This is a genomic window from Sphingomonas sp. VDB2, from assembly GCF_047946695.1.
Classification (GTDB): Bacteria; Pseudomonadota; Alphaproteobacteria; order Sphingomonadales; family Sphingomonadaceae; genus Sphingobium; species Sphingobium bisphenolicum.
In genome coordinates this window covers 447,590-472,951 of the sequence record NZ_CP159616.1, presented here as the reverse complement: position 1 = coordinate 472,951, position 25,362 = coordinate 447,590, and the positions used below count along the sequence as shown (strand labels likewise).

The 25,362-nt window shown below is 65.5% G+C and carries 22 protein-coding genes; 14 read left to right on the top strand and 8 right to left on the bottom strand.

From position 1 onward, the window contains the following. Window positions 1-87 precede the first annotated feature (87 nt). Window positions 88-837: a FadR/GntR family transcriptional regulator gene (locus ABT375_RS20600; protein ID WP_224547004.1), complete on the top strand. Its 750-nt coding sequence runs from the start codon at window positions 88-90 to the stop codon at window positions 835-837. Window positions 838-845: 8 nt separating this feature from the next. Here the strand turns inward: ABT375_RS20600 and ABT375_RS20595 are convergent, their stop codons facing one another. Beyond that, complete coding sequence (locus ABT375_RS20595; RefSeq protein WP_261937402.1) at window positions 846-1,178, bottom strand: L-rhamnose mutarotase; 333 nt, start codon at window positions 1,176-1,178, stop codon at window positions 846-848. 101 nt (window positions 1,179-1,279) lie between these two features. Here ABT375_RS20595 and ABT375_RS20590 point away from each other — a divergent pair, with 101 nt between their 5' ends. The 11 genes from ABT375_RS20590 to ABT375_RS20540 are packed head-to-tail and all read left to right on the top strand — an operon-like array spanning window position 1,280 to window position 14,062. Beyond that, window positions 1,280-2,458, top strand: a complete 1,179-nt coding sequence (locus ABT375_RS20590) for an aldose 1-epimerase family protein (RefSeq protein WP_416465000.1) — start codon at window positions 1,280-1,282, stop codon at window positions 2,456-2,458. Then, window positions 2,455-3,201: an SDR family NAD(P)-dependent oxidoreductase gene (locus ABT375_RS20585; RefSeq protein ID WP_416464999.1), complete on the top strand. Its 747-nt coding sequence runs from the start codon at window positions 2,455-2,457 to the stop codon at window positions 3,199-3,201. The genes ABT375_RS20590 and ABT375_RS20585 overlap by 4 nt, the downstream gene beginning before the upstream one ends. A gap of 10 nt (window positions 3,202-3,211) precedes the next feature. Then, entirely contained in the window at window positions 3,212-4,402 is a 1,191-nt protein-coding gene (locus tag ABT375_RS20580) for a CaiB/BaiF CoA transferase family protein (protein ID WP_416464998.1), read from the top strand. Then, window positions 4,399-5,520 carry a carbohydrate ABC transporter substrate-binding protein gene (locus ABT375_RS20575; RefSeq protein ID WP_416464997.1) on the top strand — a complete coding sequence of 374 codons (1,122 nt, stop codon included), beginning with the start codon at window positions 4,399-4,401 and terminating at the stop codon, window positions 5,518-5,520. Before ABT375_RS20580 ends, ABT375_RS20575 begins: the two co-directional genes overlap by 4 nt. Beyond that, the gene (locus ABT375_RS20570; RefSeq protein ID WP_416464996.1) at window positions 5,517-6,287 is read left to right on the top strand and encodes an enoyl-CoA hydratase/isomerase family protein; all 771 of its coding nucleotides are present in this window, start codon (window positions 5,517-5,519) and stop codon (window positions 6,285-6,287) included. Before ABT375_RS20575 ends, ABT375_RS20570 begins: the two co-directional genes overlap by 4 nt. A 3-nt stretch (window positions 6,288-6,290) precedes the next feature. Then, window positions 6,291-7,457 (top strand): fumarylacetoacetate hydrolase family protein, encoded by a 1,167-nt coding sequence (locus tag ABT375_RS20565; RefSeq protein ID WP_416464995.1) that lies wholly within the window; start codon window positions 6,291-6,293, stop codon window positions 7,455-7,457. Next, window positions 7,454-8,413 (top strand): 2-hydroxyacid dehydrogenase, encoded by a 960-nt coding sequence (locus tag ABT375_RS20560; RefSeq protein WP_416464994.1) that lies wholly within the window; start codon window positions 7,454-7,456, stop codon window positions 8,411-8,413. The genes ABT375_RS20565 and ABT375_RS20560 overlap by 4 nt, the downstream gene beginning before the upstream one ends. Then, window positions 8,397-9,182 (top strand): kinase, encoded by a 786-nt coding sequence (locus tag ABT375_RS20555; RefSeq protein ID WP_416464993.1) that lies wholly within the window; start codon window positions 8,397-8,399, stop codon window positions 9,180-9,182. Before ABT375_RS20560 ends, ABT375_RS20555 begins: the two co-directional genes overlap by 17 nt. Continuing rightward, complete coding sequence (gene lldD, locus ABT375_RS20550; RefSeq protein WP_416464992.1) at window positions 9,179-10,309, top strand: FMN-dependent L-lactate dehydrogenase LldD; 1,131 nt, start codon at window positions 9,179-9,181, stop codon at window positions 10,307-10,309. The genes ABT375_RS20555 and lldD overlap by 4 nt, the downstream gene beginning before the upstream one ends. Window positions 10,310-10,368: 59 nt before the next feature. Then, entirely contained in the window at window positions 10,369-11,994 is a 1,626-nt protein-coding gene (locus ABT375_RS20545) for a glycoside hydrolase family 28 protein (RefSeq protein ID WP_416464991.1), read from the top strand. 10 nt (window positions 11,995-12,004) lie between these two features. Then, the gene (locus ABT375_RS20540; RefSeq protein ID WP_416464990.1) at window positions 12,005-14,062 is read left to right on the top strand and encodes a glycoside hydrolase family 2 TIM barrel-domain containing protein; all 2,058 of its coding nucleotides are present in this window, start codon (window positions 12,005-12,007) and stop codon (window positions 14,060-14,062) included. Between the two features lie 50 nt (window positions 14,063-14,112). On the opposite strand, the gene ABT375_RS20535 is transcribed toward ABT375_RS20540, so the two are convergent. The 5 genes from ABT375_RS20535 to ABT375_RS20515 are packed head-to-tail and all read right to left on the bottom strand — an operon-like array spanning window position 14,113 to window position 20,985. Next, a complete protein-coding gene (locus tag ABT375_RS20535; protein WP_416464989.1) occupies window positions 14,113-16,536 on the bottom strand; it encodes a family 78 glycoside hydrolase catalytic domain in 2,424 nt (807 codons plus the stop codon). After that, window positions 16,509-17,309, bottom strand: a complete 801-nt coding sequence (locus tag ABT375_RS20530) for a hypothetical protein (RefSeq protein ID WP_416464988.1) — start codon at window positions 17,307-17,309, stop codon at window positions 16,509-16,511. Before ABT375_RS20530 ends, ABT375_RS20535 begins: the two co-directional genes overlap by 28 nt. Further along, window positions 17,306-19,306, bottom strand: coding sequence for a right-handed parallel beta-helix repeat-containing protein (locus tag ABT375_RS20525; protein ID WP_416464987.1), 2,001 nt, complete (start codon window positions 19,304-19,306; stop codon window positions 17,306-17,308). Before ABT375_RS20525 ends, ABT375_RS20530 begins: the two co-directional genes overlap by 4 nt. Window positions 19,307-19,349: 43 nt before the next feature. Beyond that, a complete protein-coding gene (locus tag ABT375_RS20520) occupies window positions 19,350-20,078 on the bottom strand; it encodes an SDR family oxidoreductase (protein WP_416465886.1) in 729 nt (242 codons plus the stop codon). A gap of 58 nt (window positions 20,079-20,136) precedes the next feature. Further along, window positions 20,137-20,985: a fumarylacetoacetate hydrolase family protein gene (locus ABT375_RS20515; protein WP_416464986.1), complete on the bottom strand. Its 849-nt coding sequence runs from the start codon at window positions 20,983-20,985 to the stop codon at window positions 20,137-20,139. A gap of 139 nt (window positions 20,986-21,124) precedes the next feature. Between ABT375_RS20515 and ABT375_RS20510 the strand changes: the two genes are divergently transcribed. Next, entirely contained in the window at window positions 21,125-21,964 is an 840-nt protein-coding gene (locus ABT375_RS20510) for an amidohydrolase family protein (protein ID WP_416464985.1), read from the top strand. Window positions 21,965-21,976: 12 nt separating this feature from the next. Then, window positions 21,977-22,987 (top strand): aldo/keto reductase, encoded by a 1,011-nt coding sequence (locus ABT375_RS20505; protein WP_416464984.1) that lies wholly within the window; start codon window positions 21,977-21,979, stop codon window positions 22,985-22,987. 202 nt (window positions 22,988-23,189) lie between these two features. On the opposite strand, the gene ABT375_RS20500 is transcribed toward ABT375_RS20505, so the two are convergent. Beyond that, the gene (locus ABT375_RS20500; RefSeq protein WP_416464983.1) at window positions 23,190-24,470 is read right to left on the bottom strand and encodes an MFS transporter; all 1,281 of its coding nucleotides are present in this window, start codon (window positions 24,468-24,470) and stop codon (window positions 23,190-23,192) included. A gap of 35 nt (window positions 24,471-24,505) precedes the next feature. Continuing rightward, window positions 24,506-25,306, bottom strand: a complete 801-nt coding sequence (locus ABT375_RS20495; protein ID WP_416464982.1) for a 2-keto-4-pentenoate hydratase — start codon at window positions 25,304-25,306, stop codon at window positions 24,506-24,508. Window positions 25,307-25,362: the final 56 nt, after the last annotated feature.

The window sequence follows — 25,362 nt, the reverse complement described above, 5'->3', positions numbered from 1 at the left end:
ACAAGTCTTGACGGCGCTTGTCAATCGGGTCCACGCTGGAAATTAGCGTCGTGCAGGGCGCAGGCATGACAAAAGGCGTGAAGATACATGCAGGATAGACTGGGCGGCGGGGCTTTGGCGGCAACGCAGCGGGTGCGGCGGCGTCCCCGCTTGGCCGAGGCCGTGGTCGAAGACCTGGTCAATGCGATCGTGACGGAAATGTACCCCGCCGGCACCGCGCTGCCACCGGAAAACATGCTCTGCGACCTCTATGGCGTCAGCCGCACCGTGGTCCGCGAAGCGACGACGGCGCTCACCGAGAAGGGACTGGTGGTATCGCAGCAGGGACGCGGGACGATCGTGCGCGATTCGCGCGATTGGAACCTGCTGGACCCGATGATCCTGGCGGCCTTGTTCCGGCGCGAGGACGGCCTGTCCTATCTCGACAATCTTTCCGAAATCCGCTCATCGCTTGAAGCGTCGATGGCGGCCAAGGCGGCGAAAAAGGCGACTCCCGAAAGCGTGGCGGAACTGACGGCGCAGATCGACAAGCTGGAAGGGCTGGTCGACATGCCTGCTGCCTATGTGCATGAGGATGTGCATTTCCACGACATCATCATGCGCATGTCGGGCGACCGGCTGAGCAAGGCGATCATCGACGGCATCCAAGGCAAGGCGCTCAACACCCATGGCTATGCCGGCAAGCTGAGCGTCGCGCATGTGCGCGATACCCAGGCGGCGCATCGGCGCATCCACGACGCGATCGTCGCTGGCGATTCGGAGGCGGCTGCCCGTGCGATGCGCGAGCATATAGAATCTTCCTGGGCAAAACGGCGCAGTTCCCGCGTCGAGACATAGCGCACGGCTCAGGGTTGTTCGTCGAGCGCGTAGATTCGCTCCATTTCAGCCCAGGTGACGTTCGGCGCAAATGGGAGAGGGCGCTGGAACGTTCGCATCAGGGCATCCCAGGCCTGGACATCCGGATTGGCGGCATCCTGCGCCCTCTTGGTTGCGCCGTCGGGAGCAAGGGCGATATCCTGCTCCATGATCATCACCATTCGGTCGCCGATCATCCATATTTGCAGGTCCGTCACGCCATCGGCGCGGATCGCATCGCTCACCGCTTGCGGTGGGCCGCCGGGTTTGTGCCATTCGCGATAGCGCGCTATCGAATCCGGCTCGTCCACCAGGTCGACCATGAAGCAACGTCGCACAATCTCACCCAATGTCCTTCTCCCGGTTGACGAGTCCGTCCAGTGTAGATATTCATCATATGTCTTACAAGATGGAGAGGCTGATCATGGCCCGGCTTTATGGCGGCGAAGTGTCCAAACGACATATCGCCGAACGATCCGGCGCGCTGTCGCAATTTGCCGGCGTGCGATTGATGACCCTGGGGGATGGGGTGGAGCGCGGCGTGCGGATGCTGCAATTCCGCACCGGCTCAGGGCTTGCCTTCACCGTGCTGGTCGACCGCGCCATGGACATCGCCGAATGCGACCATGCCGGGCGCGCCGTCGGCTGGCACTCGCCGTCGGGCTTCCGCCATCCCGGCCTGCATGAGTATGAAGGGGAGGGCGGGCTTGGTTGGTTCCGCTCCATGTCCGGTCTCAATATCACCTGCGGCCTCGACCATATCCTCTTCATGCACGATGATCCCGCCGGCCATTATCATTATGGCCCGCGAGAGACGGTGTCTTCTTCGCTGCACGGCCGCATCGGCACCATTCCGGCGCAACTCACCGGCTATGGCGAGCAATGGGACGGCGACGCCTGTACCTTCTGGGCGGAAGGCGTCGTCCGCCAGTCGACCGTCTTCGGCGAGGATCTGCATCTCATCCGCCGGATCGAGGCGGATTTGGGCGGCGACGAGATCCGTCTGACCGACCGCGTGGTCAATCACGGCTTCTACCGCACGCCGCACATGTTCTGCTATCATATCAACGTCGGTCATCCGGTGGTCGCGGAAGGTGCGCGCTATGTTGCGCCGATCCGCGACGTGCTGTGGGCCGCTCATGCCGATGCCTATCAGGCGCAGGGCGTGGGATATCGCACCTTGCCCGCTCCGATCGTCAATTTCCACGAACAGGTGTGGCAGCATGACATGGCGCCCGACGCCGACGGCCGGGTCGAGGTCGGTATCGTCAACGAAGCGCTGGGCTTCGGCTTCTCGGTCGTCACCCGCAAGGACCAGTTTCCCGCCATGTTCGAATGGCAAAATTTGCACGCCGGCCATTATGCGGTGGGGATCGAGCCGTCGACCAACCATGTGCTGGGCAAGGATTTCGCGCGCGAACGGGGCGAACTGATCGAACTGGAGCATGGCGAAGAGCGCCGCTACGACACGATCCTGCGCGTCCTGCCCGACGCCGCCGCGGTATCGGCCGCAGTGGCGCGGATCGAGGGCGTCCAGCGTCAGCCGGATGACGAATATCCCATGCCTTCGGGCCATTATCCGCCGATCGGGAATGCGGCATGAAGGGCCGGACGATCCTCTATACCGGCGCGGCGGGCGGGCTTGGCCTCGAAACGACGCTGCTCCTGATCGAAGGCGGCGCGACCGTGATCGCGGTAGACAATGACCCGGCCAAGGTGGCGCGGCTGACCGAAGCGGCGGCGTGCAAGGGACCGGGGCGGCTGGTCGTATCGACCGCCGACCTGTCGGACCTTGCTGCCTTCCGCGCAACGCTCGACGATCTGCTCGCTGAGCATGATGGTTTCGATGTCGTCATCAACAATGCCGCCATCTATCCGTCCCGGCCCTTCGAGGATTTTTCAATCGAGGAGCATCAACTGGTCCAGCGGATCAATGTCGATGCCGGGATCGTCGCGGTGCAGGCGGCGCTGCCGGGGATGCGGGCCAGGCGCTTCGGTCGGATCGTCAATATCGCCAGCATTACCCTGTCGGGCGGCTGGGCGAACCTGTCGCCCTATGTCGCATCGAAGGGCGCGCTGGTCGGCCTGACCCGCGCCTGGGCTCGGGAATTCGGTCCCGACGGCATTACCGTCAACGCCATCGCGCCGGGCGCCTTTCCGACCGACGCAGAAAAAATCCACCCCGACCCGGTCGGGTATAACCGCATGGTATTGGATGCGCAGGCGGTCAAACGCCGGGGCGTCGCCGCCGATATCGCCCATGCCATCGGATTTTTCGCCGCCGACGAGGCGGGCTTCATCACCGGCCAGACGCTGCACGTCAACGGCGGCTGGGTCATGGCCTGAAGGACCATCAATGACCATTCTCAAGGATATTCGCGTTCTCGACTGTTCGATCGCCATGGCCGGGCCGTTCGCGGCGCAGCGATTGGGCGACATGGGCGCCGACGTCGTCAAGGTCGAACCGACCAGCGGCGAATGGCAGCGCCATGCTTCGGCGGGCGGCGCCACCGGCAATAGCATCAACGTCTCCTTCCTCTCGCTCAACCGCAACAAGCGGTCGCTGGCGATCGATCTCAAATCGCCCGAGGGGAAGGCGGTGCTGCTCGACCTGGTGAAGGATGCCGACATCTTTCTCCAGAATTACCGTCCCGGCGTCGCCGAGCGGCTGGGTGTTGATTATGCGACCCTGTCGGCGATCAACCCGCGCCTCATTTATGTGTCCATGTCCGGCTATGGCGAGGATGGTCCCTACCGCCTCTATCCGGGGCAGGATCTGCTGCTTCAGGGCATGTCCGGCGCGATGCTTTCGGCCGGGGCGGACGGCGCGCCGCCATCGCCCGCCGGACAATATCTGGTTGACGCCGTGACCGCCTATACCGCCTTTGAAGGCGCGCTCGCCGCCCTTTTCCACCGCGAACGGACGGGGGAGGGGCAGTTGGTGCAGGTCAATATGCTCGACGCCATCACTACGCTCCAGATGCAGGAATTGTCGGTCTTCACCGTCGGCGGCAAGGCGCAGACGCGATCGGCGCAGCCCCATGCGCACAGCTATATCCGCGCGCCTTATGGCGTGTTCGCGACAGCCGACGGCTATATGACGCTGGCGATGGCGTCGCTCAAGACGCTGGGGCAGGTGCTGGACGATCCCTTCTTCGCCGAGCTGGACGAGGAACGCGACGGCTGGACCCAGCGCGACGCCATTTTCGCCCAGGTGAAGACGCATCTCGTCACCCGCGATACGGCGCATTGGCTGGATACGTTCCGCGCCGCCGATATCTGGTGCGGGCCGGTCTATGGCTATGCCGACCTGGTCGACGATCCACAGATCCGCCACAACGGCACCTTCGTCGAATATGACCATGCGACCGAAGGCCGGGTAAAGGTGCCGGGCTTTCCAATCCGCTTTTCCAGGACGCCGTCCGCCATCACCCGTGGCGCGCCGCTGGTCGGCGAACATAGCCGCGACGTGCTGGCGGAAATCGGCCGCAGCGAAGCGGAAATCGCGCAACTGATCGAATCCGGCGTGGTGCGCCAGCATATATGAGCCTGCCCCATTATCGCGGCCTGACCTGGGATCATCCGCGCGGCTATCGCGCGCTGGAGGCGGCCGCGTGCTCCATAGCGCCTGGGCAGGGGCTGACCATCGCCTGGGACCGCCATTCTCTGGAAGGGTTCGAAGCCGCGTCGATTGCGGAACTCGCCGATCGCTACGACCTGATCGTTCTGGACCATCCCCATGTCGGCGAGGCGGTGGCGCAGGACTGCCTGCTGCCGATGGAAAGCCTGTTCGACGCCACGATGCTCGCGGAACTGGAGACGGCGGCGATCGGCCGTTCGCTCGCCAGCTATCATTATGCCGACGCGCACTGGGCGCTGCCGCTCGACGCGGCGACGCAGGTCATGGCCTATGCCCGCGACCGGATCGATCGACCGCCCACGACATGGGATGCAGTGATCGACCTTGCCGCCAGCCAGCCGGTCGCGCTGTCGCTCGCCGGGCCGCACGCCATCCTCTCCTTCCAGTCGATCGTTGCCGCGCTGGGCGGCGTTCGCCCGGCGGATGCCTTTGTCGATCGGCGGATCGGGCGCGAAGCCTATGCCATCATGGCGGGGCTCACAGGCTCCACAAGCCGTGCGTTTGTTGCAGCCAATCCCATCGCGTTGCTCGAAGCGATGGCGACCGGCGAGGATATCGCCCTCGTCCCTTTGATCTACGGCTATGTGAACTATGCCGCCGCCGGTCGCGTAGGTTTCGCCGATGCGCCACGCGGGACGGCAGGGATCGGATCGATCCTGGGCGGCACCGGGATCGCCGTGTCGAAACGTTGCGCGATGACCCCGGCGCTCAAGGCGCACCTCCTCTGGCTGATGGGCGAAGAGGCCCAGCGCCAGTTCATTCCAGCGCAGGACGGCCAGCCCTCGCTCCGTACCGCCTGGGCCGATCCGCAAGTCGATGCCCGCTGGGGCGGTTTCTACAGCGGTACGCGCGATACGCTGGAGGCAGCCAGCCTGCGCCCGCGCCATGACGGTGCCATCCCCTTCCAGACCGAAGCCTCCACCCGCCTCCGCGCCGCCCTGATCGATGGCGACCCCGCTGATCCCGTGCTGGACGCCATCGAAGCGGCCTTCCACCGCCATCACCGCAAAGGAACCCCATTATGAGCGCCCAACTGCGCTTCGACATTGCCGATCGCATCGCCACCATCACGCTCAATCGCCCGGAAAAGCTCAACGCGATGACGCCCGACATGGCGGCGGCGCTGGTCGCTGCGGTCAGCGAATGCAACAGTTCCGACGCGGTGCGCGTGCTGGTCGTCACCGGGGCGGGCGAAAAGGCCTTTTCCGCCGGCTCCGATATTTCGACGCTGGACGCCTATGCGACCCCCTGGGACTTTCGCAATCGTCAGGATTATTGCGACGCGCTGCGCGCCTGCCGCAAGCCGGTAATCGCGGCGATCAACGGCTATGCGCTGGGCGGTGGGCTGGAAACCGCCATGGCCTGCGACATCCGCATCGCGTCGAGCAATGCCCGCTTCGCTGCGCCGGAGATCAAGCTGGGCTGGATCGGCGGCGGCGGCATGGCGGTGGGCCTGGCCCATTCGATCGGCATGTCGAACGCCGCGCTGATGCTCTACACCGGCGACATGGTGAGCGCCGAGCAGGCGCTGGCATGGGGATTGGTGAGCGAAGTCACACCGCCCGACCAGTTGCTGGCGCGGGCGCAGGCGATCGCCGCGACCATCGCGGAGCGCGCCCCGATCGCCGCCGAAACCGCCAAGCTCAATCTGCGCGCCGCGCACCAGATGCCCTATGACAAGGCGATCGACTATGAGCGCGATCTGCAGGCGATATGTTTCGCCACGGCCGATGCCGTCGAGGGCCGCGTGGCCTTCGCCGAGCGGCGCGCGCCCGACTTCCAGCGGCGCTGAGCCATGGACATGACCCCTGCCGCCATCCTGCCGGCCGATCCCGACGCGCTGCTGTTCGGCCGCATCTGGCGACCCGACCGCGACGGGCCATCGCTGGTGCGGGTCGATGGCGATCGGCTGACCGATATTTCCACTCGCTTCGCGACCGCGCGCGACCTGTGCGAAAGCGCCTCCCCGGCGCAGGCGTTGCGCGACGCGACGGGCGAGGATGCCGGCGCCCTTGCCGATATCCTCGCCAACACCCCATCGGAATGCCGCCATCCGGCGCGACCCTGGCTGCTTTCGCCGATCGACCTGCAGGCGGTGAAGGCGGCGGGCGTCACCTTCGTCACCTCGATGCTGGAGCGGGTGATCGAGGAGAAGGCGCGCGGCGACCGGCAAGCCGCGGTGCAGATCCGCGAACAGGTGCGCGCGCTGGTGGGCGACGATCTGCGCGATCTGCAGCCGGGATCGCCGCAGGCCGCGCAGCTCAAGCAGGCGCTGATCGAGGCTGGCGCCTGGAGCCAGTATCTGGAGGTGGGGATCGGCCCAGACGCCGAAATCTTTACCAAGGCGCAGCCGATGGCCACCGTCGGAGCGGGCAGCGCCATCGGCGTCCATCCCGCATCGGTCTGGAACAATCCGGAACCCGAAGTCGTGCTGGTGATAGCATCGGACGGGCGGATCATCGGCGCGACGCTGGGCAATGACGTCAATCTGCGCGATGTCGAGGGGCGATCCGCTCTGCTGCTGGGCAAGGCCAAGGACAATGTTGGTGCGGCGGCAGTCGGCCCCTTCGTGCGGCTATTCGACGGTGGGTTCGACCTCAAGGTGGTGGAGGCGATCACCGTCACCCTGTCGGTCCATGGTCCCGACGGCTTCATCATGGAGGGACGGTCGGCGATGTCGGAAATCAGCCGTTCCCCGGCAGAGCTTGCGGCGCAGGCGGTGAACGCCCATCATCCCTATCCCGACGGCCTCATCCTCTATCTCGGTACGCTGTTCGCGCCGACGCAGGACCGGGGCGAGCCGGGACGGGGCTTCACCCATGCGGAAGGAGACGAGGTGCGCATCGGCTGCGATGAACTGGGGACGTTGGTGAATCGGGTGACGGCGACCGATCGGGTCGAACCATGGACCTTTGGTGCAGGGGCGCTGATGCGCAATCTGGCAAAGCGAGGCCTGTTGTGAGCGCTCGCCCCCGCGTTCTTCTCACCCGGCGCTGGCCGGCAGCGGTCGAACAGCGGCTGGCCGCATCCTATGATGTGACCTTCAACGAAGGCGACCGGCCGATGGACGCAGCGACGCTGGTCCGGGCGATGCGCGATCATGATGCGCTCTGCCCGACCGTTACCGACTGGGTGACGCGCGACATATTGCTCGTCGAAGGACGGCGGGTAGGGATCATCGCCAATTATGGCGCGGGATATGAGCATATCGACCTCGCCGCCGCGCGCGAAGCGGGACTGGCCGTTACCAATACGCCCGACGTGTTGACGGAAGCCACCGCGGACATCGCCATCACCCTGATGCTGATGGCGATGCGCCGGGCGGCCGAGGGTGAGCGCGAATTGCGCGCCGGCGACTGGACGGGGTGGCGACCGACCCATCTTGTCGGCCAGTCGCTGGATGGCAAGCTGTTGGGGCTGGTCGGCTTCGGCCGGATCGCCCGCGCGGTGGCCAGGCGGGCGCAGGCATTCGGGATGCGCATCGCCTATCACAGCCGCCGTCCTGCGGCTGACATGCCGGCCGACGCCTATTACGCCGATCTGGGGGCGCTGGCGCAGCAGGCGGATGTCCTGTCGCTTCATGCACCGGGCGGGGCGGAAACGCGGCACATGGTCGATGCCGCGTTGCTGGCGGTAATGCCGGCCCATGCCGTGCTGGTGAATACCGGGCGTGGGTCGCTGGTCGATGAAGGCGCGCTGGCGGAGGCTCTGGCGGAGCGGCGGATTGCGGCGGCGGGGCTGGACGTCTATGAAAACGAACCGCAGGTCCATCCCACCCTGATCGACCTGCCCAATGTCGTGCTGCTGCCCCATCTGGGCAGCGCCACGATCGAGGCGCGCACCGCCATGGGGATGAAGGTTGCGGACAATCTCGATCGCTTCTTTGCCGGCGAGCCGCTGCTTGACCCCGTCGCTTGACCGGATCGCAGCGGCGACGCGGGGCTGGCTTGCGGCGGCCGACGGGCCGCTGATTCTGGGCCTGTGCGGCGCGCAGGGTTCGGGCAAGTCGACGCTCGCCGCCGGCCTGCAAGGGTGGATGGAGGCGGAGGGGCGGCGGACGGCGATCCTGTCGCTCGACGATCTCTATCTGAGCGGCACGGCGCGGGCACAATTGGCCGATACGGTGCATCCGCTGCTGCGCACCCGCGGCGTGCCGGGCACCCATGATGCGTTGCGGGGGATCGCGATTCTGGATTCGGTCAAGGCTGGCGGGGCGCTGCTGCTGCCGCGGTTCGACAAGGGGCGGGACGAGCCGTTCGATCGGGAGGAGGCGGCCGGGCCCGTCGATCTCCTGATCTTCGAAGGCTGGTGCGTCGGCGCGCGGCCGCAGGCGGAATCGGCGCTCGCCGCACCGATCAATGCGCTGGAGCGGATCGAAGACCCGGACATGGTCTGGCGGCGCCATGTCAATCGCCAGCTCTGGGGCATCTATGCCGAACTGTTCGCCCGCATCGACCGGCTGGCTCTGCTCGCCGCGCCGGACTTCGGCGTTGTGCGTGACTGGCGCGGCGAGCAGGAGGAGACCTTGTGGGCCAGCAAGGCGAGCGGCGCGATGGACGCTGCGCAGCTCGATCGCTTCGTCCAGCATTATGAGCGGCTGACCCGGCATATATTGGCGGAAATGCCCGGCCGAGCCGATCTCACGCTCCAACTCGACCATAACCGCCAGCCAGGGGCTACAGCATGATCATCTCCTCCCCGCTCGACTATCGCGAAGCGGCGCGACGGCGGCTGCCGCGTTTCCTGTTCGATTATGTCGATGGCGGCGCGTTCGGGGAAGAGACGATGGCGGCCAATAGCGCCGACCTGGCGGATATCAAGCTGCGCCAGCGGGTGCTGCGCGATGTGTCTGCGCTGAGTCTTGAAACCACGCTGTTCGGCGAGAAGATGGCGATGCCGCTGCTGCTCGCGCCGATCGGCCTCGGCGGCATGATGCGCCGGCGCGGCGAATTGCAGGTGGCGCGGGCCGCCTGTCGCGCTGGCATTCCCTATATCCTCTCCACCGTCAGCGTCTGCTCGGTGACCGAAGTGATCGAGGATTGCGGCCGGCCGGTCTGGTTCCAGCTTTATGTGCTCAAGGATCGCGGCTTCATGCGGCACGCGCTGGAGCGGGCGCAGGCGCTGGGCGTCACCAAGCTGGTCTTCACCGTCGACATGCCGCTGCCCGGCGCGCGCTATCGTGACGCCCATTCGGGCATGAGCGGCCCCAATGCGCCGCTGCGCCGGATGCTGCAGGCGATGGGCCGTCCGGGCTGGGCGTGGGACGTGGGGTTGCAAGGGCGGCCGCACGATCTGGGCAATGTCTCCGCCTATCGTGGACAGCCTACGAACCTGGCCGATTATATCGGATGGCTGGGGGAGAATTTCGATCCGTCCATCACCTGGTCCGACCTGGAATGGATCAGGGACGTGTGGAAGGGCGAGATGATCGTGAAGGGCATACTCGATCCGGACGACGCCCGCGATGCGGTGCGTTTCGGCGCCGACGGCATCGTCGTATCCAACCATGGCGGGCGGCAACTCGACGGCGCAGTGTCGACCGCCCGCGCCCTGCCCGGCATCGCCGATGCAGTGGGCGACGAGCTGACCCTGCTGGTCGATGGCGGCGTGCGGACCGGACTGGACGTGGTGCGGATGCTGGCGCTGGGCGCGCGCGGCGTGCTGCTGGGCCGCGCCTATATCTACGCGCTGGCGGCGCAGGGAGAGGCGGGCGTGACCCGTCTGCTGGAACTGATCGCGCAGGGGATGAAGGTGTCGATGGCGCTGAGCGGCGCAAAAAGCGTCAGCGAGTTGGACAGTAGCTCGCTGGTTTAGGGTTGGCACATCTTCCTCATTATGTAATACGTCATACAACATAATGAGAGGATCGCAGCATGAGCAGCGTGATCGACCGCGCGATGTTCAGCCGTCGCGCCATGACTTTGGGATTGGGCGCGGCCTTCGCATTGGCGGCATCGCCCGTCCGCGCCACCGGCTCGCTGGGCGGCTTCCACAATGTCCGCGACCATGGCGCGAAGGGTGACGGCATCGCCGTCGATTCCGATGCCTTCAACCGCGCGATCGAGGCGGCGAACGCGGCGGGTGGCGGGACGGTGGTGGTGCCACCGGGCCATTATCTCTGCTTTTCGATCCGCCTGAAAAGCTACATCACTTTGCTGCTGATGCCCGGCAGCCTGATCGAGGCCGCCGATCCGCGCCGGCACAAGGGGCGCTACGACCTGCCCGAAGGCGTCTATGACGAACAATATGTCGATTATGGCGTTGCCCATTTCCACAACGCCCTCCTTTATGGCGACGGTGTCACCGACGTGGCGATCGTCGGACGCGGGCTGATCCACGGCATCGGCCTGGACCGGGAAGGGCCGGCGCCGCGCTGGCATGGCATAGAGGGCTGGAAGGCGCCCAGGGAACAAGGCCTGTCCGCCGACGCGGCGCGCCGGGCGATCCCGCGCGAAATGGCTTATGAGGGGCGTGGCAACAAGGCGGTGGCGCTGCGCCGCTGTCGCAATGTGCTGCTGCGCGACTTCACCATCCTGCAGGGCGGGCATTTCGCCTGCTATGTGCTGGGATCGACCAATGTCACGATCGACAATCTGACGGTCGACACCGACCGCGATGGGATCGATATCGACTGTTGCCGCGACGTGCGGATCAGCAACTGCATCGTCAACGCGCCCAAGGATGACGCAATCGTCCTCAAGAGCAGCTATGCGCTCGATGAACCGGTCTTTTGTGAGGATGTCACCATCATCGGTTGCAAGACCAGCGGCTATGATCTGGGATCGATCGTCGCTGGCAGCTATCGTCCCTCGCCTTATCGCTCGGTCGACGATGTCGGCGTGCTGGGGCGGATCAAGCTCGGCACCGATTCCGCCACGGGCTTTCGCAACATCCTGATATCGGGCTGCACCTGCGACCATACGCGCGGGCTGCAACTAGGCGCGATCGACGGCGGGGTGCTGGAAGACGTGACCTTCAGCGACATCAACCTGCGCAATCCGGTCAACCATCCGATTTTCGTGCGACTGGCGGCGCGCAACCGTTCTCCGCGTGGCACGGGTCCGTCAAAGGTGCGCAGGGTGCGTTTTTCCGACATCAATGTCTCCGGCGCATCCGGCCCCTATGCCTGTGGTATCGTCGGCAATCCCGGCGAACCGATTGAGGATGTCAGCTTCTCCAACGTCCATGTCCGTTCGGCCGGCGGCGGCAGCGAGGCGGATGCGCGCCGCACTATCCCCGAACGGCCCGCCAGCAGCCTGGAGCCCAGTTTCATGGGCGCTTTCCCCGCACACGGCCTTTATGTGCGCCACGCCCGCAACATCAGCCTGCGCGACGTCAGTTTCGACGTGGAGGCGGCGGATGCGCGCCCCGCAATCCTGTTCGACGACGTGCAGGGGGCGATGGTAGATGGCCTGCGGTCCCGCCATGCCCGCGACACGGCGATTCGGTCGACCGCGAGCAGCGGCATCCAGATCGGCGATATCCAGACTTTGAGCTAAAGGAATGACGATGCGCCATGATTTCGCGCTTGCCCTGCTGCTGCCTGGCGTTGCTCAGGCCGCCACCGAAACGCCGCTCGCGACGGGCTGGCGTTTCGTCAAGGCGGATGCGGCCGGAGCGGAAACGCCCGATTTGGATGATCGCGCCTGGACGCCGGTCAACGTGCCACACAGCTATAACGCTGAAGATAGCGGCGTCGGCGGGGCCAAGGCGCGCGGTGAGCCGGAGGGCGTCTATTATCGCGGCCCTGCCTGGTATCGGCTGGAAATCGATCACCAGCCGGAGCCGGGCAAGCGCTATCTGCTGCATTTCGGCGGCGCAACGCTGCAGGCCGACATCTGGCTGAACGGACGGAAGCTGGGCGCGCATCAGGGCGGCTATGCCGCGTTTCGTGTCGATGCGACCGACGCGCTCCAGCCCGGGCGCAACCTGCTGGCGGTGCGGGTCGACAATAGCCGCGATACCCATATCGCGCCGCTGAATGGCGACTTCAACATTTTTGGCGGCCTCTATCGCAGCGTGTCGCTGATCAAGAGCGATGCGCTGGCGATCGACCGGCTCGACCATGCCGGGCCGGGGGTGCAGGCGCGCACGGTCGCGCTCCAGCCGCGCCGCGCCACGATCGATGTCGCCGTGGCGCTACGCAACGACCGCGCCACGCCCGCGCAGTTCACTATCGCCAGCCGGATCGTGGACGCGGCCGGCAAGGTCGTGGCCCGGCATGTCGCGCCCGCAACGTTGGCGGCTGGCGCGCGGGAGGCGGTGAGGCAGTCTGTGACCTTGCCCAATCCGCATCTCTGGGAAGGGCGCAAATCGCCCTATCTCTACCATGTCGTCACCGATGTGGTGGAGCGCGGCACGATCATCGACAGCCAGAGCGTGCCGCTGGGCGTGCGGACCCTCACGGTCAAGCCCGATGGCACGGTGCTGCTCAACGGCGCGCCCTATCCGATGCGCGGCGTCAACCTCCAGCATCCGACCCGCTTCGGGCGCGGGCCGATCGTCACCGATGCGGAGATTGACGAGGATCTGGCGATCTTCGCCGATATGGGCGCGACCGCGCTGCGGCTGGCCCATATGCAGCATCCCCAGCGCGTCTATGAACGGGCCGACGAACTGGGCCTGCTGCTGCTGACCGAAGTGCCGCTGATCGACGATCATGACCCGTCGGATGCCTTTCGCGAAAATCTGGTCGAGCAGATGCGCGAACTGATCGCGCAGACGGGCAATCATCCTTCGGTCGCGCTCTGGGGCATCGGCAATGAAATCCGCAAGTCGGATGCGGCGTCCAACCGCATCCTCGCGGCGTTGCAGGCGACCGCCAAGGCGCTCGATCCGACCCGGCCGACCACCTATGCCCATTGCTGTCTGGAGGATAGCGACCCGATCGCACAGCATAGCGACACCGTATCCTACAATCGCTATTTCGGCTGGTACTGGACCAAGTCGGAAGACATTGGTCCCTGGGCCGACGAATTGCACGCGAAGCTACCGGGGCGTCCGATCGGCGTCAGCGAATATGGCGCGGGGGCGAGCATATTGCATCAGGAAGACCCGGTGATGAAGCGGCCGGAATCCAATGGCTATTGGCATCCCGAACAATATCAGACCGATTTCCACATCAAACATTGGCGCGAGATGAAGACGCGGCCCTTCCTCTGGTCGACCTTCGTCTGGGTCGGGATCGATTTCCCGTCGTTCAAGCGCAATGAGGGTGATCGTCCCGCGATCAACGACAAGGGGCTGGTGAGCGAGGATCGCAAGGTCCGCAAGGATGCCTATTATTGGTATCAGGCCAATTGGTCGGACGCGCCAATGCTGCACATCGCCAGTCGCCGCGACGTCGCCAAGCGCACGCAGCGGGTGAAGGTGCAGGTCTTTTCCAACCAACCGGCGGTCGAGCTGCGCCTGAATGACGGAGTATGGACCCGCGTGCCGGTGGACGACCATATCGCCAGCTGGGATATCGATCTGGCCAAGGGCGAGAACAGGATCGAGGCGCGGGCGCAGGCGGGCGGCACGGCGCTGACCGATGCGGTGCGCTGGATATGGACGACGCGGCCCTGACGAAAAAAATGGCCGCCCGATGCAGTGGGCGGCCAGTGGGGGACAGGGGGTCAGCGCGCGACGGTGAAGCGATAGTCGCCAGATCCGGCCTCCAGCACGAAGCGGTCGCCCCGCAGGCCGATGAGACGAAGCCCTACTATCGCGCCGATCGGTTGCCCACCTTCGCGGATCGCATCGCTGGAGGCGGTCGGCAGATAGATTTCCGCGCGGCTGTTGGCCGGCACGCTGATATCCGCTGCGAAACTGTCCGGCCCGTTGCGCCAGTCGGTGCGGATCGGTCCCAGCACGCTGTCGTAACTGGCCCCGCCGCGTTCCAGCCTTTTGTCCAGAACCGGATTGAAACGCCAGGTCAGGAAACCGGCCGAGATCGGATCGATTCCGGCGACACGGCGGAAGATGAAGCCCGCCACCGCGCCCAGCGCATAATGGTTATAGCTGTTCATCGCGGAATCGACCATGTCGGCATTCCACCGCTCCCAGATCGTCGTCGCGCCCTTGGCGATCATATAGCCCCAGGACGGGAAGGCGGTGCGCAGCAACAGGTCGTAGACCAAGCTCTCCTCCCCCTGATCGGCCAGTGCATCGAGGCTATAGGGCGTGCCGAGGAAGCCGGTGGAGATGAGCGTGCCGCGCCGGCGAATATCCGCCGCCAGTTTCGCCGTCGCCGCGGCTTGCAGCGATTTCGGCACCAGCCCGAAGCGCAGCGCGAGAATATAGCCGCAATGCGATCCATTGCCGACGCTGCCGTCGGCACGCACGAAGACCTTGGCGAAGGCGGTGGCGATGTCGCGCGATAATTGGCGGTAGCGTTCGCCTTCCGGCTGGCGTTTCGATCCGAAGGCCATGTCGGCCATGGCGTCGGCCGAATGTTTCCACATGGCGGTGGCGATCAGATCCTTGGGGGTCGTCTCGTCGCTCGGCTTCTTGGCGTCGAGCGCGACCCAGTCGCCATAGTCGTACCCACGCAGATTCCGCCAGATATGGTCGGGATTATGCTCCGCCAGGAAGCGCATATAGCGCGTCATCGACGCCCAGTTGCGATCGACGATCGCGGTGTCGCCATAGCGCTGCCACGCCGTCCAGGGCAGGATGATGCCCGCATCCGCCCAGCCCGGCGAGGCGCCCAGCGACAGGTCGCGCCAGCCGGTCGGCGCATAGTCGGGAAACTCGCCGCGCGGCCCCTGCGCATCGCGCAGGTCGCCCATGAAGCGATGGGTGAAGGGGCCGACGTCCATGGTGAAGGCGGCCGCGTCCCAGAAGACATTGGCGTCGCCGGTCCAGCCCAGCCGCTCGTCCCGCTGCGGACAGTCGGTCGGCACGCCGAAGAAATTGGACCGCTGGCTCCAGCGGCTATTCTGCCACAGACCCTGAATGATGCGGCTTTCCACCAGCGGCTTGCCGGTTTCGGGGAGCGCGCTCGACAGGACGATGCCGGTGACTTCATCCGGGGTCGGCGCGCGGCCAAGGCCGCTCACCTCGACATAGCGGAAGCCGAAATAGGTGAAATGCGGCTGGTAGCTTTCGCCCGCAGGGTCGCCCCGGAAGGTGTAGAGGCAGGACGCGCGGGCGGCACGCAGGTTGGCGACATCGACCGTGCCGTCTGAGTGCAATATTTCGGCGAAGCGCAATGATATGGTCTGCCCGGCCGCGCCTTTCGCCTTCAGTTCGGCCCAGCCGGCGAAATTCTGGCCGAAGTCGATGACGTGGCGATCGCCGTCGAAACTGCGGATGGCGACGGGCTCTCGCCGTTCGATCGCGCGGATCGGCGGGGCGACATGGGCGCGCAGGCGGCAGGGCGGGGTCTGGCCGATACGGGCGGGCGTCCAGCCCCGCGCCTTGAAGCCGGGGCTGGACCAGCCGGGCTGTTCGCGCCGGGCATCATAATCCTCGCCATAATAGATTTCCGCCTGGGTGATAGGCGTGTCGGTCTGCAACTGCCACTTGTCGTCGGTGACGACGATCGACAGGCTGCCATCGTCAGCCAAGACCTCCAGTTGCGCGAACAGGCGCAGCGGCGGATCGCCAAAGGCGTAGCGGCCGGCGGGCGCATGATAGCTGCCATACCAGCCCTCGCCCAGCAGCGCGCCGATCGCGTTCGCGCCTGGGTGGAGCAGGGCGGTCACATCATAGGTGCGCACCAGCGCGGTTTCGCGAAAGTCGCTGCTTTCCGGTGCGAGCTGGGCATCGCCGACGCGTTGGCCGTTGATCTGCGCGATATAGGAACCCAGCGCCGTAACGCGCAGCCGTGCCTGCCGGATTGGGTGTTTTAGGCTGAAGTCTCGGCGCAGCATATAGGCGCCGGCGCGGGGCCATGCCTGCGGCTGATTGGCGGAGCGTTCCGCCTTTGCCCATGCCGCGTCATTGAAGCCGCTGGACTGCCAGCCTTCGGGTGCGTGGGTTGCTGTGCGCATATCCTGACAGGTGATGCGCTTGTCGCCCGCGCGGATCATCGCTGCGGCGGCGATTTCATGCATGCGCGGTTCGTCGAAACCGGCGGGATCGGTGACCTCGATCGCGACGACATGGCGGCCCGCGGACAGGCTGTGCTGCGTCTGTGCGATCGGCTCGGCGCCGAAGCGATGGGGGCCGCGGGGGGGAGGGCGATTGGTTCGCCGTCCATCCAGACCAAAGGCGCACGGAAATTACCGATGGAAAAGAGCGTGACGTCGCCCGCCTTCTCCAAGTCGAAAGACAGGCGGAACTGGCGTGGTGCCTTGTCGGCGGGCCTGTCGCCGCGCATCCAATGCAGCCCGGCCGCCCGGTCGGCGCGCTCCAGATCAGTTTGCGCCTCGATCCATTGCGCCTGCCAGTCGGCGGGGTCGAGCAGCCCCATTTCGAAACTCGCGACCGGGCTGGTGGCGCGCATGCCGCGATCGTCGCGCACCAGCACGCGCCACCAGACACGCTGGCGCGACTTTAGCGGCGCGCCGAGCCAGCCCATGTCCATGCTCTTGTCGGTCAGCACTTCGCCCGCGTGCCACAGGTCGGGGGTGCCCGCCTCCAGCAGCGCGCGACTGCTCGCCGCCTGCACTTCGCAACGCGCCTGGCGCACCGCGCGGTCGCGGCTCTCCAGCCGCCAGGACAGGCGTATATCCTGCCGGTCCAGACCGATCGGATCGACCAGCCCTTCAGCGCGCAGATCGGTGATACGCAGGTCGCCGCCCTCCTGAGCCTTCGCGGCGAAGGCGGGCAGGCCAGCCAGCGCGCCAGCGCCTTTGAGCAAGGTGCGACGTTTGATCAGGCTCATGGCCGCACCCCCGCCTGATCGATCACCTTCTGCGCATCGGCCGGCCAGTCCCGATTGGGCAGGATGATATTGTCCCGCGCGACATTGCCGATCTCCTCCAGCCAGCGCCCGCCCGTACTGTTGGAGTTATGCCAGTTGCCGGTCGCGACATTGTCGGTCGAGATGCGGCGTTTGTACATTTTGCCGGCGGTATTGATGTTCAGCCATTTGCCGCGCGTCTCGATCACATTGCCGGTCACGCGGAAATGTTTGGAGCCTTCGTCCAGATAGAGGCCGATCTTGTCACCGATATCGAAAATATGGTTGCCGCGCACGATCGCGTTGGGATTGGCCGACAGATTGTAGATCGCCCCGCCATCCATGAACCAGCCTTTCACGCCATGGATGCGATTGCCCTCGACCAGCGTGTCGCGCAGCGTCGTGGGCGTCGTATATTTGATATTATGGACGTAGCCTTTGGCGTTCTCGTCATAATTGGGATTGCCGCCGGCGTCGTTATAGCCCCAGCCCCACCCGACCGCGATGCCGTCATAGGGCGCGTCGCTGATGTCGTTATGGACGATGCGCGCACCGCTGACATAGGTGGTCAGGATCGCGGCGTTATCCTTGTAATCCTGTGACACGGTGGCGACGACATTGTCCTCGATCGCGATGTCGCGGTTGACGAGCGCCGCATTGTCGGGATGATGCGCCTCCACCCGGATACCGCCCGCCATGATCGCGCTGCCCGACAGGATCGCGAAGCGGTTGCGCGCCACGCGGATATTGCTGGCGGCCAGGCCCACGCCCGACAGGTTGGCGTTGGCGTCATTGCCGATGCCAAGCCCGATCTGGCCCAGTTGTGAAAACTGGTTGCGTTCGAACACGATGTCGCGCGCCGCCGACACCTGCACTGCGGCGGGCATCTGGTTCCATTTCTGGCGCATGGATTCGAATGCGACGCAACCCCAGCCGCATGTCTTCCACGCATCCGCCGGGCGGATCGGCGAGGTTTCGGCCAGAAACGACCCGCTCTGCTGATTGGCGTAGCCGGTGGCGCGCGACGCGCCGAGCCAGCTGCTATGAGAAAAACGCAACCCTTCGAACCGCAGCCGTTCGACCGGCGCGTCGGGCGTGCCGCTGATCGACACCAATGTCTCCAGCCGGGGCAGGACAACGCGGCGCTTGGCGATATCCTCGTCCAGCCCCATGCGCAGGTACAGCTTGCCCGCCTGCGGATCGACCACCCATTGATAGGGCTTGCTGTGCCATTCGTTGGTCTTGTCCACGAATTCCAGCGCATTGACGAGGAAGAGCCGGCTGTCCTGCGGGAAGATCGGCTTGGTGATCGTGTCATAGCCCCAGCTATTATTGTCCCAGGCGGGCTGCGCCATGGTAACCTTTCCGCCCGCGATCGCCTGCACCGGCGACACGCGATCGGTGAAGAAACCGGTCGCCTCCAACTCCATCCGGTCGGCGCGCTTCACGCCCGCAATCCATGTGAGGTCGGGATTGGTAATCTCGAAACCCGTGGCGTTGAACGTCAGGTCGGACGGCCGGATTTCGATCCACGGCCGTTCGGCGAGCGTGTCGTCCACCCAGAGCTGCCGCGCATCGATGCCCTTGGGTACGTCAGCGACATAGAGGCGACGTTCGGGATCGAACGGCTTGAAGCCGCTCACCACCTGCCCGCCCGACAGCATCGGATGGGCGCCATCGGCCGCGCGCCAGATCACGCTATGGCCGTTCTGCCCCCCGTCGGCGCGGCGGAAGAGCAAGGGCGCTTCGAGCGTGTAAGTGCCGTCGGCCAGGATGACGGCGACGTCGCGCTGGGCATTGCCCTGCCGCACCAGCGCCTGCGCGCGGGTCAGCGAGCGCACCGGGCGCGCCTGCGTGCCGGGCGCGCGATCGTCGCCCGCAGGGGAGACATGGACCAGCAGCGGTCCCTCCTGCGCGGCGGCCGACAGCGATATTATCGCCGCCAATGCCGCCCCGAATATCAGGCTGCGCTTCATCATCGTCTCTCCATGGTTCGCGCTCTTTTGTCGGCGCTTATGCGGTTCAGTTGACCCAGCCGCCGTCGATCACATTGACCGTGCCGGTGGTGAAGGCGAACTCGTCCGATGCCAGATAGACGGCCAGTGCCGCCAGTTCCTCGACCCGGCCGAAGCGGCCCATCGCCTGGCGCGCGGTGAACTCCGCATAGGCCTTGTCGAAATCGCCGGTGTCGTGCAGCCGCTGGATCAGCGAGGGCGTCTCCACCGTGCCGGGGCAGATGGCGTTGCAACGTATCCCCTTGGTCACGAAATCGATGGCGACGGACTTGGTCAGGCCGATCACCGCCGCCTTGGTCGCGCCATAGGCGAAGCGGTTGGGCACGGCCTTGATGCTGGAGCAAATGGACGACATGTTGATGATCGATCCGCCGCCGCGCGCGATCATGCCCGGCAGCATGGCGCGGATCATGCGATATTGGGCGGTGACGTTCAGGCTGTTGGAAAAGCGCCATTCCGCCTCGTCGCATTCCAATATCGTCCCGGCATGGACCCGGCCCGCACAATTATAGAGGATGTCGATATCGGGATGCGCCGCCGCGATCGCCTGCACCGCTGCCGGATCGGTGACGTCCAGCGCCTGCGCCTCCACCCCGTCGATATCGGCCAGCGCCTCGGCGCGCACGTCGGTTGCAATGACGCGCGCGCCTTCCCGGACGAAAGCCTCTACCGTGGCGCGGCCGATCCCCTGACCCGCCGCCGTCACCAGCGCAGTCTTGCCTGCCAGACGTCCCATCATCCTGCTCCATATTTAGATAATATGTATGATGTTTAAGCAGGATGATGGAGGGCTGTCAATTGGCGGCGACGAAGGACTGTCGCTGCTCACCCAGCTTGTCGATGCCCAGCGCGACCACATCGCCGGGCTTGAGATACCAAGGCTCCGGCTTCTGCCCTAGGCCGACGCCGGGCGGGGTGCCGGTGGTGATGATGTCGCCGGGCAGCAGCGTCATGAACTGGCTGAGATAGGCGACGATCTGCGCGACGGTGAAGATCATCGTCTGCGTGCTGCCGTCCTGCTTGCGCACGCCATTGACGTCCAGCCACATGGACAGCGCCTGCGGATCGCCCACTTCATCGGCCGTCACCAGCCACGGGCCGACAGGGCCGAAGGTCGGAAAGCCCTTGCCCTTGTCCCAGGTCGCGCCGCGTTCGGTCTGCCATTCGCGTTCGGACACGTCGTTGATGACGCAATAGCCCGCGACATGGGCCAGCGCGTCGGCTTCGCTGACACGATGCGCGGTGGTGCCGATGACGACGCCCAGTTCGACTTCCCAATCGGTCTTGCGCGAGTCGAAGGGAATGATGACGGGATCATTCGGCCCCTGGATGCAACTGACCCATTTGTTGAAAACGACCGGTTCCTCCGGGATCGGCAGGTTGGATTCGGCGGCATGATCGGCATAGTTGAGGCCAATCGCGACGAACTGGCGCGTGCCGGCGACGGGCGGGCCATAACGAACCGGCCCTTCGACCAGCGGCAGCGTGGCCGTGTCGATCGCCGCCAGGCGCGCCAGACCGTCGGGTCCGATCGCCGTGCCGTCCAGATCGGCGACATGGGCCGACAGATCGCGCAGTCGGCCGTCGGCATCGACCAGCGCGGGGCTTTCCTGGCCCGCTTCCCCGATGCGGCATAATTTCATGATGAACGTCCTTTCTTATGGCATGGCATGAAGCGGCATGGACAGCCGCGTATCATATTGTATGATGTCTTATGTTTGTGGGAAAAACAAGGTGCGAGGATATGGGAGAGGCGGGAATCGACATGCGCGAGGTAAAGGCGTGACGCGACCCCGCATCCTGGATTCGCACCAGCATTTCTGGCGGATCGGCGGGCCGGGTCAGGCGTGGCCGGACGCCGGCTGGCCGCTGATCCATCGCGATTTCCTGGCCGACGATCTGCGTGCGGCGACCGCGGGGCTTGATCTGGCGGGCACCATATTGGTCCAGTCGCAACCGGACGATCGCGATACCGACTGGATGCTCGATCTGGTGGCGGACGATCCGCTTGTGTTGGGCGTGGTCGGCTGGGTCGCGCTGGAGGCGGACGACGCGCCCGCGCGGATCGCCCAATTGGCCGCCCGGCCCAAAAGCGTCGGGCTGCGCCCCATGCTCCAGAGCATCGAGGCGAGCGACTGGATATTGCGGGCCGATCTCGCACCGGCGATCCAGGCGATGCTGGCGCATGGCCTGCGCTTCGACGCGCTGGTCCAGCCGCGCCACCTGCCCGTCCTCGCCCGTTTCGCCGAACGCTGGCCCGACCTGCCGATCGTGATCGACCATGGCGCAAAGCCGCCTGTGGCGGACCATATCATCGATCCCTGGCGGGACGATCTGGCCGCGCTCGCGCGCTATCCCAATATCTGGTGCAAGCTGTCGGGCCTCCGCACCGAACAGGCGTCGGGGCAATCGGCCGACGCGCTGGCGCCCTATGTCGCGCATATACTCGCCTGCTTCGGCGACCGGACGATGTGGGGCAGCGACTGGCCGGTGCTGCTGCACATGGGGGACGCCTATCACGACTGGGTCGACGATGCGGTCCGGTTGGCGGGCGATCTGGACGCGAAGCGAAGCGCCTGCCTGTTCGAGGGCGCCGCGCGCGCCTTCTACGGCCTTGCATAACAGGAGAAGAATGTGGCGCTGGATTTCGGCAGACTGGGTTTCGGGGCCGCTGCGATCGGCAACCTCTATCGCGCGATCCCGGACGCCGATGCGCGGGCGGTAATCGATCAGGCCTGGGCAGCCGGGCTACGCTATTTCGACACCGCCCCCCATTATGGCTTCGGGCTGAGCGAAAAGCGCCTGGGTGCGGCGCTGGCGGAGATTGATCCGCACCGGCGCGCGATCATCTCGACCAAGGTCGGGCGGCGGCTCGATCCGACGCTCGACGCGGATCTGTCGCAGGCGCGGCAGGGTTTCGTGTCCCCAGAACCCTATGAAAGCCGTTTCGACTATAGTTATGACGCCGTCATGCGCTCTTATGAGGCAAGCCGGGGCAGGCTTAGACGGGATTGCATCGACATCCTCTATGTCCATGATATCGGTCGGTTTGCGCATGGCGACGCGCATGAAGCGCGGATGCGCGAATTCCTGGATGGCGGATTTCGCGCGATGGAGGAATTGCGCCGCACCGGCGCGGTTCAGGCGATCGGCCTGGGCGTCAATGAAACGGCGGTCTGCGAAGAGATATTGGCCCATGCCGATATCGACCTGATCCTGCTGGCCGGGCGCTATACGCTGCTGGAGCAGGCGCCGCTCGACAGCCTCCTGCCGCTCTGCGCCGCACGGGGGGTACGCATCATCTTGGGCGGTCCCTTCAATTCGGGCATCCTGGCGCAAGGCGTGCGGCATGGCGGGCCGGTCCATTATGATTATGGCGATCCCCCCGCGTCGATCGTGGACCGGGTCCGCCGGATCGAGGAACAATGCGACAGATTCGGCGTGACGCTGGGCGCGGCGGCGCTGCAATTTCCGCTGGCGCATCCTGTCGTCGCGAGCGTCATCCCCGGCATCGGAACGACCGCCCATCTGCGCAGCGCCATCGCGCAAATGGCGCAGCCTGTTCCTGCGGGCTTCTGGCTGGCGTTGCGGGACGAAGGGCTCATCGACGCCCGCGCGCCGGTCCCGGCGGGAATGGCGGCTTAGACCCTGTCCTACAGCCGCCGGAGCGGGCTATAGTCCGATCTGTCGGACAGGGCGGGCCGGGTCGGTGCTCGCAATATACTATCCTATCGCGGCACCAAAATTGCGGGACGTGCTGGAAATATGCGAAGTTAGGACGGCCATTTCCTATTTTGCGGACCGCCGGGGGAGCCTGCCGGACGACATGGCGGGCTTCCTCTTCTCCTCAGTCGGCGATCGGCACATTGACCCTCTCCAGCCGCGGCGAGAGGATGTGGACCGCCGCCAGCGCCACGAAATAGGCGCTCCCCGCCACGGCGAACAGCGGCGTGTAGCTGCCGATGCCGTCGAGGATATAACCGGCATATTTGGCCATCGCCATGCCGCCCACCGCGCCCAATGTTCCGCCGATGCCGACAACCGATCCTACCGCCCCGCGCGGGAACAGGTCCGATGGCAAGGTGTAGAGATTCGCTGAAAACGCCTGATGCGCCGCCGTCGCCACGCCGATGACGAGCACCGCAAGCCACAGATTGTCGATCGACTGGGCGAAGAAGATCGGCAGCACCGCGCAGGCGCACAACAACATGGTGAGTTTGCGCGCGGCGTTGACGCTCCTGCCCGCCTTCATCAGCCGGCCCGACATCCAGCCGCCCGCGACGCTGCCCAAGTCCGACAGTAGATAGATGGCGACCAGCGGCGGCCCGAAGCTGAGCAGGTCTAGGCCGTAGCGGGTGCCCAGATAGCCGGGCAGCCAGAAGAGGAAGAACCACCAGATCGGGTCGATGCAGAATTTGCCGATCGCATAGGCCCAGGTTTCGCGGACGGTGATCAGTCGACCCCAGCCGATCGACTGAACCGGATCGGCCGGGTCTTGGCGGATATAGGCCAGCTCCTCCGGCGAAATCTTGGCATGATCCTCCGGCTTGCGGTAGAAGACCAGCCAGGCGATCAGCCAGATTATCCCGAAAAGTCCGGTGGCGTAGAAGGCGACGCGCCAGCCGTAAGCGACGGTTAGCCATGGGACCAGCAGCGGCGTCACGATCGCGCCGATATTGGCGCCCGCGTTGAACAGGCCGATGGCGAAGGCGCGCTCCTTCTGCGGGAACCATTCGGTGACGGCCTTGATACCTGCCGGGAAATTGCCCAACTCGCCGACGCCCAGGCCGAACCGCGCCATGGCGAACTGGGTGACGCTATGGACGCCGCCATGCGCCATATGGGCGATGGTCCAGATGACGACCGCTATGGCGTAGCCGAAGCGCGCGCCCACCAGGTCGACGATCCGGCCAAAGCCCAGATAGCCCACGGCATAGGCCGCCTGGAACCAGAAGACGACATTGGCATAATCGGTTTCCGACCAGGCCATTTCCGCCGACAGCGTGGGTTTGAGCACGCCGATCATCTGGCGATCGACATAGTTGATCGCGGTCGCCGCGAACAACAGCCCGACCACGACCCAGCGATAGCGGGTCGGCGGGCGATCCCCGATGGCCATGTCCTTCATCTTCCTGCTCCTGTTGCGGCCCGTGCGTCCGCTGTTCATCGCGGCTTTTGGGCTTCGATCCTGCATCTTAGAGTGCCGAACGGTCCGAAATCGGCTTCCACATCCTGTCCCGGCCTGACGGGATGGACGCCGGTGATGGCCCCGGTCGATATCCACCAGCCCGGTTCGAGCGCCATCCCGCGCGCTGCGAGATGTTCCAGCAGGAAGCGCACCGATCCGATCGCGCCATCGGTAAAGGCCGCCGCCGTGCCCGTGCCGACCGCGACCCCGTCGATCCGGGTGACAACGGCCTGCTCGATATAGGCGCCGCTGCGCCAGTCCGGCACGGCTGGCCCGACCAGCAAGCCATTATTGTTGCCGAAGTCGGAAATCGTCACGGCCGGGCCATGGTCGTTGATGCCCTCGAACGGCGAACTGGCGATCTCGATGCCGATATGCACGGCGTCGATATGCGCCGCGGCCTCCTCCAGCGTGAAATGCCGTTGGCCGGCTACTGGCGCATGGCCGATGCGCAACAGAAACTCAGCCTCCGCCGCGCCGAAGCCGTGGTCGAAGACGAAGCCGGTCGCATCCCCGTCCGCCGCGCCCGGTGAGGCCGCGAAAATCGGTCCTGCCAGACGGTCGCAGCCATAGCGTTTGGCCAGCGGCGGCAAGATGCGTCCGACCTTCCATCCCGCCACCGGATCGGTACTCCGCGCCATCGCGGCGGCCTGAATGGCATAGCCGTCCTCCAGCGTCGCGGGTGGGGGACCGGGATAATCGGCCAGGCCGGTCGCGCCGCGTCGCGCCGCGAGAAAGCGATCCGCTATCAGCCCTGCCTGGTCATTTCCTCTCATCGAACATCCTTTTCCGGGATCGGTTTCCGCATTATTGGAAACCGGTGTCATTTACA

Bases quoted from the DNA above. Each gene is read 5' to 3' on its own strand.
- ABT375_RS20515 (WP_416464986.1), bottom strand. From the start codon at position 20,985: ATGAAATTATGCCGCATCGGGGAAGCGGGCCAGGAAAGCCCCGCGCTG.
- ABT375_RS20565 (WP_416464995.1), top strand. From the start codon at position 6,291: ATGGACATGACCCCTGCCGCCATCCTGCCGGCCGATCCCGACGCGCTG.
- ABT375_RS20545 (WP_416464991.1), top strand. From the start codon at position 10,369: ATGAGCAGCGTGATCGACCGCGCGATGTTCAGCCGTCGCGCCATGACT.
- ABT375_RS20585 (WP_416464999.1), top strand. From the start codon at position 2,455: ATGAAGGGCCGGACGATCCTCTATACCGGCGCGGCGGGCGGGCTTGGC.
- ABT375_RS20580 (WP_416464998.1), top strand. From the start codon at position 3,212: ATGACCATTCTCAAGGATATTCGCGTTCTCGACTGTTCGATCGCCATG.
- lldD (WP_416464992.1), top strand. From the start codon at position 9,179: ATGATCATCTCCTCCCCGCTCGACTATCGCGAAGCGGCGCGACGGCGG.
- ABT375_RS20495 (WP_416464982.1), bottom strand. From the start codon at position 25,306: ATGAGAGGAAATGACCAGGCAGGGCTGATAGCGGATCGCTTTCTCGCG.
- ABT375_RS20590 (WP_416465000.1), top strand. From the start codon at position 1,280: ATGGCCCGGCTTTATGGCGGCGAAGTGTCCAAACGACATATCGCCGAA.
- ABT375_RS20600 (WP_224547004.1), top strand. From the start codon at position 88: ATGCAGGATAGACTGGGCGGCGGGGCTTTGGCGGCAACGCAGCGGGTG.
- ABT375_RS20595 (WP_261937402.1), bottom strand. From the start codon at position 1,178: ATGGTCGACCTGGTGGACGAGCCGGATTCGATAGCGCGCTATCGCGAA.
- ABT375_RS20520 (WP_416465886.1), bottom strand. From the start codon at position 20,078: ATGGGACGTCTGGCAGGCAAGACTGCGCTGGTGACGGCGGCGGGTCAG.
- ABT375_RS20540 (WP_416464990.1), top strand. From the start codon at position 12,005: ATGCGCCATGATTTCGCGCTTGCCCTGCTGCTGCCTGGCGTTGCTCAG.
- ABT375_RS20570 (WP_416464996.1), top strand. From the start codon at position 5,517: ATGAGCGCCCAACTGCGCTTCGACATTGCCGATCGCATCGCCACCATC.
- ABT375_RS20575 (WP_416464997.1), top strand. From the start codon at position 4,399: ATGAGCCTGCCCCATTATCGCGGCCTGACCTGGGATCATCCGCGCGGC.
- ABT375_RS20525 (WP_416464987.1), bottom strand. From the start codon at position 19,306: ATGATGAAGCGCAGCCTGATATTCGGGGCGGCATTGGCGGCGATAATA.
- ABT375_RS20530 (WP_416464988.1), bottom strand. From the start codon at position 17,309: ATGAGCCTGATCAAACGTCGCACCTTGCTCAAAGGCGCTGGCGCGCTG.
- ABT375_RS20500 (WP_416464983.1), bottom strand. From the start codon at position 24,470: ATGAAGGACATGGCCATCGGGGATCGCCCGCCGACCCGCTATCGCTGG.
- ABT375_RS20535 (WP_416464989.1), bottom strand. From the start codon at position 16,536: ATGCATGAAATCGCCGCCGCAGCGATGATCCGCGCGGGCGACAAGCGC.